Source organism: Blautia sp. MSJ-36, from assembly GCF_018917985.1.
Taxonomy (GTDB): Bacteria; Bacillota; Clostridia; order Lachnospirales; family Lachnospiraceae; genus Blautia_A.
Map to the genome: position 1 here is coordinate 147,115 of NZ_JAHLPQ010000004.1, position 20,825 is coordinate 167,939.

The 20,825-nt window shown below is 46.0% G+C and carries 15 protein-coding genes and 1 pseudogene; 2 read left to right on the plus strand and 14 right to left on the minus strand.

The annotated features are described in order from the left end of the window. Nucleotides 1-25: 25 nt before the first annotated feature. From KQI39_RS17845 to KQI39_RS05040, 7 genes and pseudogenes are all read right to left on the minus strand, one after another. A pseudogene (locus KQI39_RS17845) lies at nt 26-296 on the minus strand (L-arabinose isomerase family protein); the annotation flags it as partial. 106 nt (nt 297-402) lie between these two features. Continuing rightward, on the minus strand, nt 403-1,728 hold the full coding sequence (locus tag KQI39_RS05015; protein WP_216416989.1) for an alpha-glucosidase/alpha-galactosidase: 1,326 nt from the start codon (nt 1,726-1,728) through the stop codon (nt 403-405). Between the two features lie 333 nt (nt 1,729-2,061). Beyond that, on the minus strand, nt 2,062-2,982 hold the full coding sequence (locus KQI39_RS05020; protein ID WP_216416991.1) for an AraC family transcriptional regulator: 921 nt from the start codon (nt 2,980-2,982) through the stop codon (nt 2,062-2,064). 149 nt (nt 2,983-3,131) lie between these two features. After that, the gene (locus KQI39_RS05025; protein ID WP_216416993.1) at nt 3,132-5,351 is read right to left on the minus strand and encodes an alpha-galactosidase; all 2,220 of its coding nucleotides are present in this window, start codon (nt 5,349-5,351) and stop codon (nt 3,132-3,134) included. A gap of 180 nt (nt 5,352-5,531) precedes the next feature. Then, on the minus strand, nt 5,532-6,371 hold the full coding sequence (locus KQI39_RS05030) for a carbohydrate ABC transporter permease (RefSeq protein ID WP_092070262.1): 840 nt from the start codon (nt 6,369-6,371) through the stop codon (nt 5,532-5,534). Nucleotides 6,372-6,386: 15 nt separating this feature from the next. Further along, nucleotides 6,387-7,289, minus strand: a complete 903-nt coding sequence (locus KQI39_RS05035; RefSeq protein WP_021650445.1) for a carbohydrate ABC transporter permease — start codon at nt 7,287-7,289, stop codon at nt 6,387-6,389. 99 nt (nt 7,290-7,388) lie between these two features. Next, nucleotides 7,389-8,642, minus strand: coding sequence for an ABC transporter substrate-binding protein (locus KQI39_RS05040; protein ID WP_216416995.1), 1,254 nt, complete (start codon nt 8,640-8,642; stop codon nt 7,389-7,391). A 606-nt stretch (nt 8,643-9,248) separates the two neighbouring features. Here KQI39_RS05040 and KQI39_RS05045 point away from each other — a divergent pair. Next, a complete protein-coding gene (locus tag KQI39_RS05045) occupies nt 9,249-9,893 on the plus strand; it encodes a YesL family protein (protein ID WP_118623465.1) in 645 nt (214 codons plus the stop codon). 651 nt (nt 9,894-10,544) lie between these two features. On the opposite strand, the gene KQI39_RS05050 is transcribed toward KQI39_RS05045, so the two are convergent. After that, a complete protein-coding gene (locus tag KQI39_RS05050) occupies nt 10,545-12,071 on the minus strand; it encodes a glycoside hydrolase family 31 protein (RefSeq protein WP_216416997.1) in 1,527 nt (508 codons plus the stop codon). Between the two features lie 796 nt (nt 12,072-12,867). On the opposite strand from KQI39_RS05050, the gene KQI39_RS05055 reads away from it, so the two are divergent. Continuing rightward, nucleotides 12,868-13,695 carry an AraC family transcriptional regulator gene (locus KQI39_RS05055; protein ID WP_216416999.1) on the plus strand — a complete coding sequence of 276 codons (828 nt, stop codon included), beginning with the start codon at nt 12,868-12,870 and terminating at the stop codon, nt 13,693-13,695. Between the two features lie 148 nt (nt 13,696-13,843). Here the strand turns inward: KQI39_RS05055 and KQI39_RS05060 are convergent, their stop codons facing one another. The 6 genes from KQI39_RS05060 to KQI39_RS05085 form a co-directional block, all read right to left on the minus strand. After that, complete coding sequence (locus tag KQI39_RS05060) at nt 13,844-15,442, minus strand: ABC1 kinase family protein (protein WP_216417000.1); 1,599 nt, start codon at nt 15,440-15,442, stop codon at nt 13,844-13,846. Between the two features lie 39 nt (nt 15,443-15,481). Then, nucleotides 15,482-15,919: a hypothetical protein gene (locus tag KQI39_RS05065; RefSeq protein WP_180214433.1), complete on the minus strand. Its 438-nt coding sequence runs from the start codon at nt 15,917-15,919 to the stop codon at nt 15,482-15,484. A 55-nt stretch (nt 15,920-15,974) separates the two neighbouring features. Next, complete coding sequence (locus KQI39_RS05070; protein WP_174095927.1) at nt 15,975-16,355, minus strand: diacylglycerol kinase family protein; 381 nt, start codon at nt 16,353-16,355, stop codon at nt 15,975-15,977. Between the two features lie 174 nt (nt 16,356-16,529). Continuing rightward, nucleotides 16,530-18,845 carry an ABC transporter permease gene (locus tag KQI39_RS05075; RefSeq protein WP_216417002.1) on the minus strand — a complete coding sequence of 772 codons (2,316 nt, stop codon included), beginning with the start codon at nt 18,843-18,845 and terminating at the stop codon, nt 16,530-16,532. Nucleotides 18,846-18,855: 10 nt separating this feature from the next. Continuing rightward, a complete protein-coding gene (locus tag KQI39_RS05080) occupies nt 18,856-19,554 on the minus strand; it encodes an ABC transporter ATP-binding protein (RefSeq protein WP_216417003.1) in 699 nt (232 codons plus the stop codon). Between the two features lie 100 nt (nt 19,555-19,654). Beyond that, the gene (locus KQI39_RS05085) at nt 19,655-20,746 is read right to left on the minus strand and encodes an acyltransferase (protein WP_173771813.1); all 1,092 of its coding nucleotides are present in this window, start codon (nt 20,744-20,746) and stop codon (nt 19,655-19,657) included. Between the last annotated feature and the right edge of the window lie 79 nt (nt 20,747-20,825).

Consider the following 20,825-nt stretch of genomic DNA (forward strand, 5'->3'; position numbering starts at 1 on the left):
AAAAACCTCCCGTATTATTTGCTGAAATACATTCATGGACTGCTATATGCTGCTTAAATCCCTCAGGGTCACGTCCATCCAGAATCATTTCATACTTATTATAATATTCTTCTACCAGAACATCAATATCTCCCTTTCTTACATCCTGAACATATTCTGCGATCTCATTAACCGGATAAGCATCTCTCATCCGAATTTCATCTGAGCCGCAACCTTATTGTCCTCTGTTACGGCTACGTTTCTCATGTTATCGCAACATGTCATACACGGATATGGCTGCTTTCCATAATACCAACTATCCAAAAAGGCCTGAACACCTTCCCCATTTTGGTGTTCAGGCCTTTATATGCTGCCTTGCATATTTATTTCAAAATTTTTGCTACCTTCCGATCATTTCCTGCCTTAGCGGTACATCTTCATATAATCCCCATGTGCCTCGATCAGCTCATCGCACATAGCCTGGATGTCTTTGATGTTCAACTCTGCACCTGTATGTGGGTCCATCATGGCTGCCTGATAGATCTTCTGGCGATCTTTGGTCACTGCTGCCTCAATAGCAAGGAGCTGCGGGCTGATGTTGGATGAGTTCATAGCTGCCAGCTGTGTAGGAAGCTTGCCGACTTTTACTGGATGTACACCAGTTCCGTCGATATAGCATGGAACCTCTACGCAGGCATCCGGCGGAAGATTGTCGATGTAACCGTTGTTAAGAACATTTCCACCGATCTTGTATGGTGTGTTTGTAACAACAGCCTCCATGATGTAGGAAGCATACTCTTTGCTTCTCTCATGGCCGATCTTGCCATCTTTCAGAATATCCTCGCGCTCTTTTTCCCAGCCCTCGATCTGTTTGATACATCTTCTCGGATATTCGTCAAGCGGAATATTGAACTCCTCGATCATCTCCGGATATCTGGATTTAATGAAAAACGGATTGTACTCTGCATTGTGCTCACTGGACTCTGTGCAGTAGTATCCAAGATGACGGATGTACTCGTAACGTACCATATCCTCATGCTTCTCGCCGGAGGTATTCTTCTCCTCGGCGATTCTGCGGATCTCCGGGTACAGGTCGTTTCCGTCTTTGTCATGGATTTCAAGAAGCCATGCCATGTGGTTGATACCTGCGATCAGCTCGGTACGTCCCTCAAGCTTGTCTTCCATTCCCATTCCCTCAAGAAGTTTCTGGGAGCAGACTTGAACGCTGTGGCAGAGACCTACGGTGCGGATCTTTGTGAAACGCTGCATATAGCCGGTAAGCATTGCCATAGGGTTGGAATAGTTCAGGAACAGAGTGTTCGGGCAGACCTCTTCCATGTCGCGGGCAAACTCTTCCAGAACCGGAATGGTACGAAGTGCACGCATGATTCCGCCGATTCCCAGAGTATCTGCGATGGTCTGTTTGATGCCATATTTCTTCGGGATCTCAAAGTCTGTTACTGTACATGGCTCATAACCGCCTACCTGAATGGCGTTAACTACGAAATCTGCGTCACGAAGTGCATCTTTACGGTTCTCGGCACCAAGATAGGTTTTGATCACTGCGCGGTCCTCGTTTACGTTGTGGTTGATGGCACTTAAAATAATCCTGGAATCCTCCAGTCTCTTCTCGTCGATATCATAAAGTGCGATCTCGCTCTCGCGAAGTGCCGGTGTGCACATACAGTCGCCAAGTACATTTCTTGCGAAAACCGTGCTTCCAGCTCCCATGAATGTAATTTTGATCATGTTCGTTCCTCCTGTTTCCTTTATTGGATCTCTTATCCGGAATTCTTATATTTTTCTTTGAAATTCCTGATTTTCTGCTATTTCTGCGGTGCAGTCCCGCTTCGTTTTCTTTGTGATCTTATCATACTACCGGAAACTTGTTTAAAATATGTACTTTGATGTTAATAATTGTTGTTTTGTTGCATGGAATATGTTTTCAGAATATCGTATAGTAATTTTCCATAATGCAAAAAACTCCCTGTCCAGCACCAGGATCATACATCCTGAGTCGGACAGAGAGCTGTTATTTTTTTATTGCAAAGAGCAGCGGGTAACAAAAGGTACTGACACGGATCAGGACTCAGATTCCGTATAATCGCCCTTCTTCCTCTTCACTACAAGTCTTCTCTTTTCTTCCTTGTATTCTCTCGGACTTCTTCCTGTTCTTGCCTTGAATACCTTTGAAAAAGCCAGCGGATCTCCATACCCTACTCTTGCAGCTACTTCACTGACCTGAATATCTCCGTTTTTCAGAAGAGTTTTCGCCTTCTCGATACGGAGATTCATAAGATATTCCTGCGGCGAACATCCGAGGCTTTTTTTAAACGAGCTGGTAAGATAGCTCCGGTTGACTCCAATACGGTCTGCCAGCTCATTGATCTTTAGCCTCTTGTCAAAGTTGGCTGCAATGTAATCTACTGCATGCTCCACATAAACGGAATTGGGATATCTGTGGGACGGAAGAAGCTTGCCTTCTCTCAGACATGCATCCCGGTTATCTACGATCAGATCAGACAAAAGGAGCATCAGAAGTCCGTTCCGTTTCAGCTCATTTTCAAAAACAAGCTTGTTGGTCTGGACCATTGCATCAATATACTTCGCAGCATTTTCCATGCAGTGGATCCTTCGGACCGGATTTTCCCGGCTGAAACCGCTTGCATGGATCACTTCCTCTGCTGTCATTCCCTCAAATCCTACCCAGCGGTACGTCCAGGGATTATCCATGTCTGCCTCATACCAGGCCTCCACACTGGATGGGATCAGAAATGCCTCCCCGCCGGTCAGATGATACTGCTGTCCATCCATCTCAAAAACCCCGGTTCCGGATTCCACGATATGAAGCACATGGGAAATCCTTTTATTTGGTCCAAAACGATGTCCCGGATCGCACCTTTCCCACCCACAGTAGGTAAGACAGAGATCCACCGCACCTTTCTTTAAATTCTCCAGACATTTATATCTGTCTGAATTTGTAAAACCAACTGTATGAAGCAACTTGTCACCTCCCTGATGTCATATATTATGTTTCCGCCTGTGAGCTGCTTCGCTACCCAATAACAGGCCGCCATATCCGGCGGCCTGTTATATTTCTGGTCAGGCGGATGTCTTTCTGCAGACAGTTTTTATTCTATCATTTACAGAAATCAGCCCTCTGCTTCAATTGTATACAATACAGAATGGAAATCACCGTTTGTCTTGTTACAGTAGTCACGGTCAACCGGGATTCCTGCATACATCAGCTCATTTCCGTAAGCTTTCAGGCACTTATCTTCCCATTTTACTTTGTAAAGCTGATCCTCGTCAAGACCTTTGAAGCGCAGACGCATCCAGGAAGCATTGACCTTGTTCAGTCTCTCATAGTATCCGGCAACTGCCTGTTTTTTGTCTCTGGAAACAACCATCCATGCGGTATCATTTCCTTCGAACGGGCTTAAGATACGGTAGAAATCGCCATCAACCTGGATCAGGTCACGGTGTTCCTTCATGAATTCCACCTGTGCCTTTACCTCTTCGATCTCTTCCGCACTTAAAAGATTCAGATCCAGTTCATAGCCAAAGGTTCCAAAATATGCCACATTTGCTCTTGTGGAAAGCGGTGTGGTACGGTGCAGCTGATGATTCGGTACTGCTGATACATGAGATCCCATGCTGACGATCGGATAAACAAAGGAGGTACCGTACTGGATCTTTTCTCTCTCTGCTGCATCGGTATCATCACTGGTCCATGTCTGCGGTGCAAAATACATCATTCCAGGATCAAATCTTGCTCCGCCGCTTGCGCAGGATTCAAAGAGGATGTCAGGGAATCTCTCTGTCAGTCTTGTATACAGCTCATAAACACCAAGGATATATTTATGCATGGTCTTGCCCTGATCTGCTGCGGATGCGCCGCGGCTGAAAGGCTCGGACATGTAACGGTTCATATCCCATTTAATGTAGGAAATGGAAGATTCCTCAATAACCTTGGAGATGGAATCATAAATGAAATCCACAACCTCAGGTCTGGAAAAATCAAGAACGTGCTGATGTCTTGAGTGAGACTCAAAACGGTCCGGTGCTCCGATGAGCCAGTCCGGATGTGCTCTGTAGCAGTCACTGTTCTTGTTTACCATCTCAAGCTCTACCCAGAGACCGAATTTCAGGCCCATCTCCTCGATCTTATGGGAAAGTCCGGAAATTCCGTTCGGAAGCTTATTCTTATTTACGAACCAGTCGCCAAGCCCCTGGTAATCATCGTTTCTGGTTCCGAACCATCCGTCATCCAGAACGAAAAGCTCTACCCCAACCTCTTTGGCTTTTTTTGCAATATTGAGGATTTTTTCCTCATCAAAATCAAAATAGGTTGCTTCCCAGTTATTGAGGAGGATCGGGCGTGCATGATTTCTCCATTTTCCACGCATCAGACGGTCACGGTACAGTCTGTGGTAAGCCTGGCTCATTCCGTTTAAGCCCTTATCACTGTATACCATAACAACCTCCGGAGTCTGGAATTCCTCATCTCTGGAAAGCTCCCAGGAAAATCCCTGTGGATTGATTCCCATCATAACTCGTGTCATCTCGTAGGTGGAAACCTCGACCTGTGCAAGGAAGTTGCCGCTGTACACAAAGCTGAAGCCGAAAACCTCGCCTGTGTCTTCTGTTGTATGAGGACGCTTCAGTGCGATAAACGGATTCTGCTCAGAGCTGGAACCGGTTCCTGCAAGACTCTGTACAGCCTGTGTACCCATCTCAAGTTTACGTGTTTTTACATAGCGCTCACGTGCCCACGCACCGGAAAGATGGATCATCTCATAATCCATATCCGGGAACTCCACTGCTGCACTCATCACGTTCTCAAGGCGGATCTTCTGATCCCCTTTCTGAACAAGGCGTGCGCTTCTGGTGATCACCGGGTAATCCTCATATACGGAATATGTAAGAACAAGGTCTGTGTCCATCACAGGATCATGAAGTGTAATGTCCAGAGATGTCGCCTCTTCCTCGTTCTCTGTGTATGTTGCCGGAAGTCCGGCAAGCTTCTTCTTGCCACCATAGATCTCATGAGAAACATATTTGAAATCTACGATCTCGCTTCCGTTCTCCTGACGAACAGTAAGGGCAGGGTTTCTGTAATCACCGGTTCCGTAAACAGGATACTCCTGTTTGGTATACTGCATGGAAAGAAGTCCTGGCTCCGGAACGCATACAGCCATCAGGGAACGCATGATCTCTTCATGAAGATAACTGAAATCCTCTTTATCGCGGATGGCTTTTCCATAGTACAGATTCTCCATCTGGCCATTTTCCATGATACAGGTGATGTAGCTTAAATGTTTGTTATAAATGTGGAATGTCTTTGATCCCTCGTGAAATTTGATCGGCATAATTTTCTCCTTTTTTCGTTTACTGCGGATAAAAATATCCGCCTCTTTCCTTAAGAATCATCAAATAGCTGTGCATTTTTGCATTTGCTTCGATAAAAATACCGCTGACAACCTTAATAACCAAATCCTCAGTTATATACATTGTCAGCGGTCTTGTATTACCTTATGTAATATTTGTGATTACAGTTTTCCACCGCTGGTAGCAATACCTTCGATAAACTGTTTCTGGAAGATCATGTAGATCACGATCATCGGAATGCAGGCGATCAGAGATGCAGCCATCAGTTCCGGGAATTTGGATACGTACTGGCCCTGCATCTTTGCAAGTGCGGAAGAAAGTACCAGCATATCCTTATCTGTATTAACGATCATCGGCCACATCAGGTCTTTGAATGCGAATACAGCTGTGAAAATTCCAAGTGCGACCATACTGGATCTTGTAAGTGGTGCCATGATGTAAAGGAAGGTCTGACCGATGTTACATCCGTCAAGTCTGGCAGCCTCCTCCAGATCCTTCGGCAGTCCCATATATCCCTGTCTCAGAAGGAAAGTACCGAATGCAGTAACAATACCTGGGAATACAAGGGCAAAGATTGTATTCAGCATACCCATCTTGCTGACCATCAGGTACTGCGGGATGATGAAGATCTGTACCGGAACCATCATCTGGAACAGTACAAGACTGAAGCAGAGATCACGGCCCTTGAAGTTCAGTCGTCCAAATGCATAGCCTGCCATAGTTGCTGTAAGAACCGCACACACTACTCGGAAGAAGATCAGAAGCAGTGTATTCTTGTACAGAAGCAGGAAGTTCATGTTATTGATAACAGAAATAAATGCGTCTTTTCTCCATATTTTCGGGAAAATGGTGAAAGGATCTACAGATGTTGCTTCAGTTACAGATTTAAAAGCTGTCAGGATCATCCAGATAAATGGCACAAGCATCGTAATGGACACAATGATCAGTATGACATGTATTAAAATAGTGGTTAATTTCTTTTTTGTTTCCATACTATCCATGGTTAATCCCCCTTTTTAGTTGTAGAATACCCATTTCTTCTGACCGATCATCTGGAATACTGTCAGGATCATGGTGATGATAAGAAGTACTACTACGATCGTAGCGCCGTATCCCATGTTCTTATTGATAAATGCATATTTATAGAACAGGTAAACCAGTGACTGAGTCTTGGTAAGTGCCGGGTTTGACTTGTCAATAACCATATAGATCAGGTCGAATACCTGAAGGGATCCGATCACACGGGTAACAAGTACGAAGAAAATGGTTGGTGAAAGAAGCGGGACCGTGATGTTAAAGAATGCATTCACGCCTGTTGCACCGTCAATGGATGCTGCTTCATAATAATCTCTCGGGATCTCCTGAAGTCCTGACAGGAAAAGAACCATATTGTAACCGATGATAGACCATACACCGATGATCGCAACTGCAAATACTGCAATTTTCGGATTAGAAACCCAGTTTACATGAACATGGAAAACGTTATTGATAAGACCATAATCAGAGTTGAACAGCCATCTCCATACCATGGCTACCGCTGCCGGAGCTGCTACCATCGGAAGGAAGATGATGGTTCTGTAAATAGAACGGCCCTTCATCTTTCTGTTAAGAAGTACTGCAAGAACAAGTGCGATGACAATGGAAAAAGGAACCTCCACGATCGCATATTTGAATGTGTTGATCAGTGCCTGCCAGATCTCTTTATCTGCAAAAACCTTCTGATAGTTCTGTAAACCGATAAAGATATTTCCTTTACCAAAATCTCCTGTTTTGAAAAAGCTCTGGTAAATAGTCTGGAAGATCGGAATGATGTTCAATACGATCAGTCCGATGGTTGTTGGGAGAATAAACAGCCAGCCCCAGAGGAACTCACTGCGCTCTCTCTTTGTCCGTGCCTGTGACTTGGTAGTTTTAGCCATAAGAATCACTCCTTCTATTCCTTCTATGTATGAGGCCGCTGCACCTGAGTGCGGCGGCCCCTCTCATTACTGCACTTAATTATCGGTGTTTCTTAATGCTTACTCCTCAGCCAGCTTCTCGTTCATCTGATCAGCCATCTGCTTGCAAGCCTCTTCCATTGTGATGTCGCCTGTGTATACGCCCTTAAGGATCTCGTTGTCCTCGTTCTCCCATGTTACAGTAGATTTGGAGTATGGACGGATCTCCATGTCATCCATCATGTTCAGATAAGCCTGAAGGTTGAAGTCTGCGGATTTAGCCCATGCATCAGATGTTCCTGTGTATGCACTCATTGTAACACCAAGCTCAGCCTGTTTCTCCTGAGCCTCTTTGGATCCGAGGTACTCGATCAGCTGCCAAGCTTCCTCTGTGTGCTCACCGGAAGCAGATGCTGCCCATCCAAGTCCGTTATATGAGGAAGCTCTTCTGCCTGTCTCAGCGTTTTTAGGAAGCTCTACACAATCACAGTTAGCTGCTGTGTACTCGTTCTCTTTAAATGCTGCAAGCATCCAGGAGCCCTGGCATGTCATAGCGATCTTGCCAGCCTCGAAAAGTACGTCCTCGTTGTTCTCGGACATTGTCTCAAGAGACGGGATCACGCCATCCTTGATCCATCCTTCCAGTGTCTGCATAGCTGCGATCGTCTTCTCATCATCCCAGCCGGATTTTGTCTTGTCATCGCTGATGACGTATCCGCCGTTATCATAGATCAGGTTGTAGTATCCGGCCTGGTTGTTATCATTTCTCATTGCGAGACCGTACTGGGAACCATCATCCTTAGTAAGCTTCTTAGCTGCCTCTGTAACATCATCCCATGTCCAGTCAGCTGTCGGATAATCAAGTCCTGCCTCGTCAAATAATGTCTTGTTGTACCAGAGAGCGATTGTATCTATATCCTTCGGTACTGCATAATATTTATCATCGTATGTATACAGTCCCCAGATATCCTCCGGATAGTTCTCCGGATCGATCAGATCGCTGTCTTTGATCTTATCGGTCAGATCAAGAAGCATATCGTTGGACATGTATCTCTCACTCTCATTGGAGTGCATCCAGAATACGTCCGGAAGGGAACCACCCTGTGCACCGGCCTCGAGCATTGTCCAGTACTCATCCCATTTAACAACGGAAATCTCTGTCTTGATTCCTGTCTTCTCTGTGAAGTCTGCAAGAATTTCTTTGATTCCCGACTCCTGGTTGGTGTCCCAGATGGATACGGAAAGTGTAACATCGTCACCTTTTGCATATACAGGAACTGCTGTCATTACCATGGCACCTGCTAACAATAATGCTGCTACTCTTTTAAAATTCATAACTTCTTCCTCCTTTTAAATCTTTCTTATTTTCCCTCTTTCTTTGGTCAGTTTTTATATTTTTCCACGTCTCTGACCGTTGATATTATTATAATTGCACATGGAAAAATGATAAATGGATTATTGTAATTTCAATATGGAAAAATGTTGCTTTTTATTCATTTTATCCATTTTTCATTCATACTTTGTTAATTATTCGTCATTTTTTCGGATTCTTTTACGTTTTTTTCATATATCCTCACAGTTTTTACTATTTTTGAGTATGTTTTGGCACTCATTTATTCATTTGTAGCAGAACTAACATTTTTACATGTCTGTTTTTGTATGTTTTTACTAATTCAAAACATGTACAAATGTCATTTGCCGAAAAATCCACTTTTCCTTTACTAACATAATTCCATGCGTGCCATCATTTCTACATGCGCACGCAAAATTCCATGTTTTTTATCCAGTCCCATAAACCGTTCTGTATCCTGCGTTCAGTGGGATATCTGCGTTCCCTCTCTTTACACACAGTCAAAAACTGTGCTAAGATTACCTGTATCGGACTTTTCCCATATGATCCGTTTTTCATTTCTATATTTCTATATAAGGAGGTATTTCGTTATGAATCTTTTAAATGAAGATAATGTCGTTCATGTATTCCTCAACAAACTGGGTGACATCGTGATCGCCAATCTTCTTTTTATTCTCTGCTGCATCCCCGTGATCACCATCGGGCCGTCACTGACCGCCCTTTATCACTGCATGATGCGTACCGTAAAGGGGAATAACAACGGCACAACGAAAACATTTTTCAGAGCTTTTAAGGAAAACTTCAAACAGTCACTGATCATATGGCTGCTGATCCTTGCTGCCGGAGCCGTGATCATCCTGAATATCCGCTTTCTGCTCCATGCAGAAGGAAGCGCTGCACATATGCTGTTTTATCTTTCTGTGGGAGTTCTGACTCTGCTGATAATTTTTACTTTATACATATTCCCGGTGATCGCAACCTTTGCCAATACACTGGGAGCACTTTGCAGAAATGCATTTCTTCTGGCATTTATGCATTTCCCCACAACGATCGCCATTGCAGTGATCACGATCTTTCCATTATATATGACCTATCTTGATGCAAAGCTGCAGCCACTTTACGTATGCTGCTGGTTTTTCTTTGGATTTGGACTTGTAGCTTTTATAAATTCGATGCTGTTGTATCGATTTTTTAAGAAGCTGCTTCCTCCGGAGGAGGATATTTCGCTTTTGTGATAAAAGCGTAGGGAAAATTGTTTTTAATTTTTGATAATAAAGTTTTTGGCTTTTCAAAGCTGAGGAAATGCGAGGGGGAAAGCACTCGGAGTTAGCGAAGCCCGTTTTTCCCCCTCGCGCTCCCCCTTTCCGGGCACGCAGTTGTTGTGCGTTGTGGAAATGTGAATATATACTGGTGGGGCGATGGATTCTACGGTGCTGGCAATGTAACGTTACGCCGATTTACACCCAAGTCGAAAGCGCAGCACCTCGACTCGACATTTCCCGTCAGACCACAGGGAAACTCAGCCTTTCGTCCCGGTCATCCATCCGCACCATCCTACCTGATTCCCCTTCCGTACAGCCACATCTCCCTTCCGGTTGGAAATACCAGCCAGCAAGACGTGTGCTGGCTGGCGCGGCTCTGCAGGAGAGGTGCTGATTCTTGGCTGGCGGGAATCTGCGTTGTTTTTCAAAAGTTCGCTGTCTGAGCGTAAGCGAGTTCGGACTTTTGGAAAACGCTTTTAGCAGATTTTCGGCGGCCTAGAAGACAGCCCCCGACGAAGCCCCGCGCCGGACAGCACACGCCTTGATGGCGTCCGCATATCCATCCACTCCCTCCATCTCACCTTTCTGTCCTGAAAAAACAGCCCGCGAGGCGTCCCTTTTCACCTACTCTCTTCTCAAAACAACCAGTCCCTCATTCTCACCAAGAACCACATCCTGTCCACCATTCAGCACATCACCCTCAGTCTCCCCAAGGCCGACACACCTCCACTGCCCCTCAGGCAGTTTCACACATCTGGAAACCTCCCCCTGCTTCCACACAGGAGCCACCAAAAGCTCCTCACCGATCATAAACTGATCCATCACCCTCTCCATACCCTGTCCAGGGAAAACAAACTCCATAGAACGGGCAATCGGCTCACCGGTACTCTTTGCACACTCTACAGCAGCCAGGATATCCGGCAGACACTTTTCTCTAAGAGCCAGCGCATCCTTCACCCTCTGAAGATCCGCCTCAGGCAGTACCCTCCAGGGAGACGCGGAAAACTGCATCACCGGCATCAGAGCCGCAATCTGTGCATACCGCACAAACATCTCCGGCGTACATGCATTCTCATTTCCATTCAGAAAACAGGTATACTCACCCCCGCCGATCATATCCGGACTGCCAAAAGGATGCCCCGTCAGTCCTTGGATCAATGTATCCGGGATCAGCCCCGCAATACCAGTCTCGTCCCACTTCGTCTGCTTATCGCAAAGCCTCTGCATCAGCGAATAACCCCCTGCACGGAAACACACACGCAACTCATTAAACGCAAACTGCTCTCCAAATTCCGCCCAAAGCCTGGACAACTCATCCCCGGAAGCATCCCGGAACATCTTATCCCCGGCATGATAATAACAGGGATCACCCGCATCCAGCTTAAAACCATCCACGCCCATATCCATAAGCACATCCAGCTGATCCTTCAGCCACTTCATAGCATCCGGATTTGTCAGATCCAGCGCAGCAGAATAACCATTCCACCACTCCAGGATCCGCGGTTTCCCCTCAGGAGTCTCGATCAGAAAATGCTTATCCCTTGCTTCCCGGAACTCCACAGTATCCGGAGTAATAAAAGGACAGATCCACAACATCACAGAAAAGCCCATCTCATGCAGTTCCCTGATCATTCCCTTCGGATCACGGAAGTTATCCCCACGGAACTGCCACTTTCCATAATAAGGAGACCAGCCATCATCGATCATCAATACCCCTGCCGGAAAACCATTTTCCAGAATACCTTTTGCGTATTTCAGAATATTATCCTGGGTCTGATAATAAGTCAGCTCGATCCAGGAATTATATACCGGAGTCTGGAAAAACCTGTCTGAAAGTTTGATCTCATGAAATGGAAAATGAGATTTCATAGCTGCCAGATATGCACCTCGCAGATCCTGAAAGCCATCTTCCAGAACGATAGGTTCCGGACCCTCCGCCAGGATCTCTCCTTTTCTAAAAGAAATGCGGAAACCTGCATTGCTCCAGATGTAACGTCCTTTCGAGGAAAGGAATAAAGGCATGATCTGATTATGAGTTGGGTTCTCGCGGAAATCCCAGTCCACAATATCTTCTGCACTTACAGGCTGGCGGTAGCCTTCGTAGACTGCACCGCCGTACCAGAATTCGTTTTTTAACATGGTTGTTTTCATGTTGAAGCTCCTTTCTACATGTAGATTTATAATTTTTGTTTAAATGTTGATGTTATTTTTTTTTTATTAAATTAATTTTTTCGCTTTTCAAAGCGGAGGAATGCGAGGGGGAAAGCACTCGGAGTTAGCGAAGCCCGCTTTTCCCCCTCGCGCTCCCCCTTTCCGGGCACGCAGTTGTTGTATGTTGTGGAAATGTGAATATGTACTGGTGGAGCGATGGATTCTACGGTGCTGGCAATGTAACGTTACGCCGATTTACACCCAAGTCGAAAGCGCAGCACCTCGACCCAACATCTCCCGTCAGACCACAGGGAAACTCAGCCTTTCGTCCCGGTCATCCAGCGCAGCGCTGATGACTCATCCAACTTACGGGAAACCACTCTACATCTCACCCTGAACCAGATTTCCACTCCAGCCATCCATACATCTTCCTTCCGGTTGGAAATACCAGCCAGCAAGACGTGTGCTGGCTGGCGCGGCTCTGCAGGAGGGGTGCTGCTTCTTGGCTGGCGGGAATCTGCGTTGTTTTTCAAAAGTTCGCTGTCTGAGCGCAGCGAGTTCGGGCTTTTGGAAAACGCTTTTAGCAGATTTTCGGCAGCCTAGAAGACAGCCCCCGACGAAGCCCCGCGCCGGACAGCACACGTCTTGATGGCGTCCATATCTCCATATGCATCCCCCATCCTTGCCCTTCCCACCCCAATATTGTATAATCACCTCAAACAACATCCCACCCCATTTTGTGACCCAAAATTGCGTTTTTGTTGTATAACCCAAGAAACCAGGAGGCACACCCCAAATGAAAAACACACACCAGGAACCCCAAACCCAACACACCCTCTCCGTCTACTTCTGCGGCCAGGAAGACTGCGGCCCAGGCCACTCCTTTGGCCCGGCCATGCGCCCGCACTACCTCCTCCACGTAATCTCCCGCGGCAAAGGCATCTACCAGTGCGGAGGCCACACCTACCATCTAAAAGCCGGCGACGCCTTCCTCATCCGCCCCATGGATTCCATCTACTACCGCGCCGACAACACCGAACCCTGGAGCTACGCCTGGGCAGGCTTTGACGGCTCCGCCTGTAAAGAAATCCTGGAGCAGACCATATTTTCCGACACCCTCATCTTCACCCCGGAAACACCAGCCCGGCAAAATAACCTCCTCACCCACATGACAAACCTCCTTAACACCTTCTCCGAAAACAACGGAAACGACCTCGCCACCGCCGGAAACCTCCTCCTGATGCTATCCTCCATGCAAAAAAAGCCCTCCGAAAGCAGAACCGACATCGCAACCCTCTACTTTCAGAAAGCCTCTGAATACATCAAAAACAATTACGCCTACCCCATCCAGATCTCAGACGTGGCACGCTACGTAGGAATCGACCGTTCCTACCTCTACCGGATCTTCATGGAACACGAAAATATCTCTCCAAAACAATATCTCCTGAAACACCGCCTCCAGATGGCAACCCAGCTCCTCTGTTCCTCAACCTGCACCATCACAGAAGCAGCCCTTTCCTGCGGGTTCCGGGACGCCCCATCCTTCTGCAACTACTTCCGCCAGGGCACCGGCTACACCCCGAAAGAATTCCGAAAAAACTACAGCGGAACCATTAACGCATAACCAGACAATACTCCACCATTTCTCAACTGCCCACCAGAAGAATCCACCCCAAAAAATCCGCATCCAAACATCCGGAACATCTCTTCCGGAAACAAAAAAGACGGCCGCTCAACCTGCATCCGTACCCAATGCAAATGATCTCCGTCTTTCACTTTCTGGAAAAGAAATGCTTAAGAAAAACATACAAAACAATAATAAACGCAAACACATACCCAAAGGCACCCAAGGCCGGAATCCCCCACAACTTCGGTTTCATATCCGTAGTACAGATGATACTGGAACTGATCAGAAGCGCCATCACCCACAGCCCCATCACAATGTTGCGCACCAGCCGCCGCAAAAGCCACGCCAGGTCATCTGAAGCATGAAGATCCAGATTGATCTTCGTCTGCCCTTTCATGCAGCCCTGAAGGAAATCCGCTGCCAGAGACGGAATATCAATGGCACGCCGAAGGGACCAGACAAGATTTTTACCACCTTTTTTGATCTCATGCTTCCAGTTCCCATTACTGAAAAACTGCTCCTTGATCCTTGCCGCGGCAATCTGTGTCATATTGATATCCGGACAGATCTCAGCAAGAACACCTTCCACATGAGTCAGTCCCCTTGCGAGCATAGTCAATCCATGCGGCATCATGATCTTGTTTTCCTTCATGACCTCCATCAGATCCACCATGACTTCCGCCACATCAATATTTCCCATATCCGCAGTACCATATTTCTCCATCAGTCCCCGGATATCTTCATAAAGCTTACTGGAATCCGGTTTGCCCTTAAACTCACCAAGAGCCAGAACTGCATCCTGGATCTTTCCGATATTGTTCATGGCAACCCCTTCAATGGCTTCTCCGATCAGCTGACGGTCATGCTCTGTGAGCCGTCCCATCATTCCCATATCGATCCAGACAATCTTTCCTTCCTGAATCCGCACATTTCCCGGATGGGGATCTGCATGGAAAAATCCATCCTCCATGACCTGTTTGATGAAATTATCCACATATTTCGTTCCAATCTCATTAAGGTCATAGCCATTGGCCAGAAGATTGGCCTTGTCATTGATGGCAAAACCGTCAATATATTCCATCACCAGAATATGAGGAGAAATATACTCCCGGTAAAGAATCGGCACTTTAACAAAAGCCACATCTTTATTCTTCTTGGCAAATTCCGCCATGTTGGCAGCTTCTGTCAGAAAGTTCATCTCCTCCTGTGTTACTGTCCACAGCTCACTTAAAACCATGTTCAGGTCCACCATCCCCTTGATGCTTACCGGCGGCATCAGACGCACAGCCTTATGCATCAGGCCGATATCCCTTGCCATGGTTTCATAGATTCCCTTACGCTGAACCTTGATCACAACTTCTTCTCCGGTTTTCAGCGTGGCGCGGTGAACCTGAGCGATGGAGGCCGCACCCAGAGGTTTCTGCTCAATACACTGAAATTCCTCCTGCCACGGACACCCCATAGATTCCTCCAGAACCTCGATGACCTGGGAAAATGGCATGGGTGGCACATCCGAGCAGAGTTTCATCAGCTCATCACAGTATCTCTTGGGAAGAATATCAGAACGCAGGGACATAATCTGACCCAACTTAATATAAGTTGGGCCCAGATCTTCCAGTATGAGCCGGAGCTTCTCAGGCGAAACACCCCGGGTAATGGCATGCTTTTTCAGAACAGCTGTGATCTCTCTCAGCCGTTCTCCATATCCGCTGTTCTCTTTCTTCTCCTGTTCTTCTCCGCCCATAAACTTCTCCATTTACTGCTTTCTTTGTGATATTTCTTATTACTCTGCTGCCGGCTCTTCGCTCCCGGCTTCTTCTGTTACCGTTTCTGCCTCCACAGGAGCTTCCGGTGCAGCCTCCTCAACCGGTTCTTCTGCTGCCTCAGAAGCCTCTTCTTTCTCTTTTGCTGCCTCAGCCTGCATACTCTCGATCTGTGCTTTCACAGCTGCCAGCTGCTCCGGTGTCAGTTTGGAGATCGTTGCTTTCAGCTCTTCCTGATCGTTCTTTCTGGCTGCAGATTCTTTTACAGAATCAGCGGCTGTCTTAACTGTTGATTTGATGTTGTGTTTCAGTTCCTGATTAAGAACCTTACCCTGCTCAACAGTAAGCTCGCCTTTTTTAACCAGCTCGTCCAGGATCTCCTTGGATTTCTCTGCTGTCACTGCTGCTGTACCAATTCCTACTAATAAGATTTTCTTCAGTCCTTCGCCTAATTCCATAATAATTCTCCTTTCCTAAAAACGGCCACTGCCGTTCCATGTACCTGATCGATTTCTACCATATTCCCAGAAAAACAAGCCCTTTCGGAACAAAAATGATCAGCCCGACAATCGCTGCCATGATCGCTGCGATCAGTACTGCTCCGGCTGCTGTGTCCTTGGCGATCTTTGCCAAAGGGTGACGTTCTTCTGTTACAAGATCTACCACAGCTTCCACTGCCGTATTTACCAGTTCCAGCGCCATCACCATTCCGAACAGTCCCAGGCAGATACACCACTCCGTCACGGAAATTCCAAGGATCAGCCCTGCGATCACCACAAGAACTGCCACCGTACAGTGGATCTTCATATTTCTTTCCTGGCGGATACAGGTAAAAATTCCCTGAAACGCATAACCGAAACTTTTATATAACGGGTCCTTTTTTTTGCCTGCCATGTTCCTCACCTGATTTCCTGTGTGAATGATCCCCACCATGGGGAATTATGGAATTATTATAACAAGTTTGCAGGAATATTTCCAGTATTTCAGAAAATTTATGAATATTTAAGGAGTATATGTGATTATTCACAGATAACTTTCAACCACATATACTCCTGATTTTCCCCCATATTATTCCACATTTTTCAGTGCTTCATCCATAGGCACGTGACGGATTCTCCGAAATTCCAGCACTGCTACCACTGCATAAGTCGCGATTCCGATTGCCATCATTTTCACATAGATCATCGGATCCACCCACATGGTGATCCAGCCTGAGATACTGGAAAGCATCATCTCTCGGAACAGCACTTCCATGATCTGCCGCTCAATGGGAAGACTTAAGAGCAGGCAGATCACCACTACAAGTGATGTGGACAGTATATAGAGCCGGCTGATCTCCCCATCTGTATAGCCCAGAATTTTGGTCATGGAAATGGCCTGGGCATTTTTTTCGATAATGACCTTGGAAAGCAGATAGATCACCACCAGAAAAATAATCACGGAGAATCCGTACATCATTCCCATCATATCTCCCATGGAGACATCCAGCTGCCTGGATATTTTTGTAAGAGATTCCAGATCAATCACAGATCCGATATATTTTGAATCGATATCTTTGATCTCCGTATCAGAAAAATATCCCCCAAAATAATCATCGCCCAGATCAAACACCTCATTCAGTTTATCCCGCTCCATAAATACACAGAGGCTTGCCGTATAATCATAAATCCCATCTACCTTAAAGGAATACTCGTCCTTCTCGTATTTTTCCTTCAAGGTTATAATATCGCCCTTTTTGATCCGGAATTTATCCGCATAGGCACTGGAAATATAAACACCGTCCCCCGAAAGATCTGCATGGATGTACTGGCTGTCCGGCTCCACACCGTAGAGCACGATCTCCTCGCTTTTATATTTGCCAGGCATGGTATTCAAAGAATACGCAGAAAATTTTTCCGCATCTTTATTGTCCGTTCTGGTATCCATATAATATTCCAGAAGAGAGAGCATGCCATCCAGCTTGTTTCCTGAAGAAACACTTGCCGGAACACTGAGCATATACTGATATTTTGCCAGCATGTTCCCCTGGATTTCCAGCTGATAGTGATCCAGGGCAGATGGCAGGAGCATTCCGAAAAACAGCAGCAGATTGGCAAAAATAACGCCCACAAACAACACCAGATAATTGCTGACATTCTGAAAGATCACACGAAGGCGGAATCTGGAAAAGATTCCTATCTTCGGACTTAAATACACTGCCCGTTTCTGTTTTTTTCCGGAAAAATCCCTTCGCAGGAATTTAAGGGGCGAAAGCTGCAGGCGATACCGGAGCACTGCATAGTTGATCAGTATCATAATGATGACCGGAACTACCGTTGTCAGAAGAAATGCCTCTGCATTCCATACAGTCACATACGTCGGCAAACTGTAACTTCCGTAATACATACCCGCGCACACGCCTTTAAAGACGGTATACCCAAGAATATTTCCGGCCAGGGCACCGGCCAGTGTTACCAGCACAGGAAGCGTCATATAGTGAAGGATCAGCTCCCGCCTGGTATAACCGGATGCACGAAGGGTACCGATCACGCCCGCTTCCTTACGGATAGTATTGCTGATGGTGATTCCAAACACAAAAGCCATGATTACGATCACGATATAAAGAAGCATGACAACCATAGCCTTATCTCCACCCATATCATCACCGGTAAAAATAATCGCCTGATTAAGATAACGTGGGACAAAAGCCTCCAAGGTCACAACGTTTCCAATATCCTCCATGAGATCCTCGGAAACCTTTTTCTCCTCTTTTTCGTCTTTTGGCTGCTGATTGTAGATCCAGGCATAATTGTACTGGAGTTTTTCCTGATCCAGAGTCTCAAATTCCTCCGGAGTTACGATTCCCACGCCGAATTTTACAGAATCAAACATGGAATCGTTATTATTCTGAAACAGGGCACTGTAATCCGAAAGTGCCACCAGACCTGTGATCTTCCAGAACTTTTTGCCCCTGGTGAGGGTATCCCCTACCTGAAGGCTGTTGTTATCCGCATACATACGGTCAATGGCGATCTCCCCCTGACCGGATGGCATTTCCCCCTTCATGAGGCAGACCTTGTTCACCTGCTCCCGGTTCTTAAAGAAACGCATGGTACTTCCGTTATCCAACGCTTCTTCTATATAATAGTTCTCGTAAAGTTTGACACCGGCTGCCTCAATGTCTTTCCACTGAGATCTGTAAACTTTTTCCGCAGTACGGAAATTTCCGTTTTCGATGTTATATTTGTCAAAACTTTCGTCATAGGCTTTCAGCATACTTCCGTCAGCCACCAGGAAGCCGGACACGAACCCGATAGTCAGGACCATCAGCAGAAAAACCACCAGATATTTTCCAAATTCCCCCTTCAGTTCCCTGGGGATACGTTTACGCAAAGGACTCTTCATGCCTGCCCCCTTACCATTCCAGATCTGCAGCCGGAATCTTCTGCTCATTCTGATAGTTTTTGCGGATCATACCGTCACGAAGCTTCACCACACGGTCCGCCATATCCTTGATGGCATCGTTGTGCGTAACCATAACTATGGTGTTTCCGTATTTATGGTTTACGGTTTCGATCAGCTTGAGGATTTCCTTTGATGTGTTGTAATCCAGTGCACCGGTCGGCTCATCACAGAGCAGGATGTCCGGATTCTTTACAATGGCGCGTCCGATGGCAGTTCTCTGCTGCTGGCCTCCGGAAAGCTGATTGGGAAGCTTTCTCTGGTGCTCATAAAGTCCCAGGGTATGAAGCAGCTCATCCACATCCAGCGGCCTGTCACTTAAATAGGCACCAACTTCAATATTTTCCCGCACAGTCAGATTTGGGATCAGATTATACATCTGGAAAATATAGCCCAGATGTTTTCGCCTGTATAAGGAGAGCTTTTTTTCTTTCATATCTTCCAGGCACTCCCCCTGAATGGTGATACTGCCTGCATCTGCTCCGTCAATGCCGCCGATGATATTTAACAGTGTGGATTTTCCGGAACCGGATGGCCCCAGCAACACACAGAATTCTCCTTTTTCTATTTCCAGATCAATCCCTTTCAGAACATCCACACGGCTTTCCCCTGCCCCGAAGGATTTTTTGATCCCTTTTATCTCCAGAAACATACAATTTCTCCTTCCATCCATTTGGAAATATACTTTTTTATAATAAAAGTACTGTCAATCATATGTTAGATGAGACTTACTATTTTGTCAAGAAGCTGTATTATTTTCGTATATTTTTTATAAGTCTGCCGGGAATTCCAAGAAGCACAGATAACAAAAGAGAAATTCCGAATATGCTTCCCATGATTGCCATCATATACAGGACCATTCCCGCTTTTCCCGGTAATCTTCCAAGAATCACCGCATTGAGCCAGTCCTGATATCCCATATGGCTGAGGAAATCACGAACTGCCATATGAAGCAGATAGATCATAAAAGTACAGGAGGCGATCTGACAGATCATCCGCTTTCCCCTGCTTTCTTTTTTCTCTCCCTGAAACAATGCCAGGCAAAAACATGCAACACAGACTGCACAGAAAAGGCCCATGGCACTGAACCAGAAGATCACGCAGGAAGGCTGTCCATCAATTCTGTACTGCCACCGCTGGATCACCGACCGGATCATATTCACAAATAAAAATCCCATGCCTGCAGCAGGAATCCATTTTTTTGTAAATTTTCCGCGGTTCCGGTAAAGGATATGTCCCCAGATCATCTCAATGGCCGCCGGAAAGGCTCCGTTTATGGAATGATGTGCAAATGCGCCAAGAGTATTTCCCGAAATATCATTCAGCACAAAAAATCCAAAGGTTGCTATCAGAAAAATCTGTGTTCTCTTCCGATCCTCATCCAGATAATCCACAAAACATTTCAGTACCGGAAAAAGCAGCATCAGGAATACATAAACATAAATATACCAGAGATGATCACTGTGAGGTACCGGGTTATTCCAGGAAAGCAGTGTTTTCAATGCTGTTTTATATTTTTCTGGTGAAAAGCAGATACTGACACTTAATTTTTCGCCATCAAGAAGCCATCCGAAAAACAGGAAACCAAATATGCTGTAAAGCACTACCGGTATTCCGAGATTTTTCCAGGTACGTTTCAGAATCCTCTCATAACTTCTGCTCTGGAACAGGAAAAAACCGGTGATCATAAAAAACACCGCTACTCCATCCGCAACAATACAGTTAAAAAAAACTCTGGAGAATATCCAGCTTCCATCTACCTGTGCATACAGTGCCGTATGAATCCCGATTACCATCAGACATGCCAGAATTCTCATAAACTCCACACCCGGGTCTCTCTTCATTTTTGTCTCTCCTTTCCCCCCATGTAAAAAATTCGTCATTTTTCCCTTATTGTAGCATAATATCAATACTTTTCCCACA